The organism is Hydrogenophaga sp., assembly GCF_031426985.1.
GTDB lineage: Bacteria > Pseudomonadota > Gammaproteobacteria > Burkholderiales > Burkholderiaceae_C > Hydrogenophaga.
The window spans coordinates 1-1,538 of the sequence record NZ_JASJOY010000249.1 but is presented as its reverse complement, the minus strand read 5'-3'; the positions used below and the strand labels follow the sequence as shown (position 1 = coordinate 1,538).

Here is a 1,538-nt window from a genome sequence, read left to right as displayed (position 1 = left end):
AACGTGGACACCAACTCGCGCCTGTGCATGAGCAGCGCGGTGGCGGGCTACAAGCTCACGCTGGGCGCCGACGCGCCGCCCGCCTGCTACGACGACGTGAACCACGCCGCCTGCCTGTTCATCGTCGGCAGCAACGCGGCCTACGCCCACCCGGTGCTGTTCCGCCGCATCGAAGAAGCGAAGAAAAAGAACCCGGGCATGAAGGTGATCGTGGCCGACCCGCGCCGCACCGACACCGCCGAGCTGGCCGACCTGTTCCTGCCCATCCAGCCCGGCAGCGACGTGATGCTGTTCCACGGCCTGCTGCACATCATGCTGTGGGAAGGCTGGATCAAGGCCGACTACATCGCGGCACACACCACCGGCTTCGACGCGCTCAAGGCGCTGGTGCGCGAGTGCACGCCCGAGCGCGTGGCCGAGGTGTGCGGCCTGCGCAAAGAAGACATCTACACCGCAGCGCAGTGGTTCGCCACCTCGCACGCCACGCTCAGCCTCTACTGCCAGGGCCTGAACCAGAGCAGCAGCGGCACGGCGAAAAACGCGACCCTGATCAACCTGCACCTGGCCACCGGCCAGATCGGCAAACCCGGCGCCGGTCCCTTCAGCCTGACCGGCCAGCCCAACGCCATGGGCGGGCGCGAAGTGGGTGGCCTCGCCAACCTGCTCTCGGCCCACCGCGACCTGGCCAACCCCGCGCACCGCGCCGAAGTGGCCGCGCTCTGGGGCGTGGCCGATGTGCCGTCCAAACCCGGCAAGACCGCCGTGGAGATGTTCCAGGCCGCGGCCGACGGCGAGATCAAGGCGCTGTGGATCGCCTGCACCAACCCGGCGCAGTCCATGCCCGACCAGGCCACCGTGCGCCGCGCGCTGGAGCGCGCCGAGTTCGTCGTGGTGCAGGAGGCCTATGCGAGCGCCGCCACCTGCGACTTCGCCGACCTGCTGCTGCCCGCCACCACCTGGGGCGAAAAGGAAGGCACGGTCACCAACAGCGAGCGCCGCATCAGCCGCGTGCGCGCGGCCGTGCCCGCGCCCGGCGAGGCCCGGCACGACTGGCGCACCGTGGTGGACTTCGCGCAGCGGCTTGAAACCAGGCTGCGCCCCGGCCAGCCCACGCTCTTCCCCTACTCCGACGCCGAATCCATCTGGCTCGAACACCGCGAGTCCACCCGCGGCCGCGACCTCGACATCACCGGCCTCTCCTGGCCGATGCTGGACGCGCAGGGCCCGCAGCAATGGCCGCTGCGCGAAGGCGAAACACAAGGCCAAGTCCGCCTCTACGCCGACGGCATCTTCCCCACCGCCGACGGCAAGGCCCGCTTCGCCGCCCTGCCCTGGCAGCCGCTGGCCGAGCTGCGCGATTCGCGCTACCCGTTCTCGCTCACCACCGGCCGCCTGCGCGACCAGTGGCACGGCATGACGCGCACCGGCACGCTGGGCCGCCTGTTCGGCCACGTGGCCGAGCCCGCGGTGGACATGAACCCGCAGGACATGGATCGCCGAGGCCTGAAAGACGGCGACCTCGTGCACGTCACCAGCAA

Annotated in this window: 1 protein-coding gene; it reads left to right on the top strand. The window is 70.5% G+C overall.

Annotated elements, in window-relative coordinates; genetic code table 11:
* The coding region (locus RMP09_RS24000; RefSeq protein ID WP_310568484.1) for a molybdopterin oxidoreductase family protein at positions 1-1,538 on the top strand (1,538 nt) is incomplete at both ends.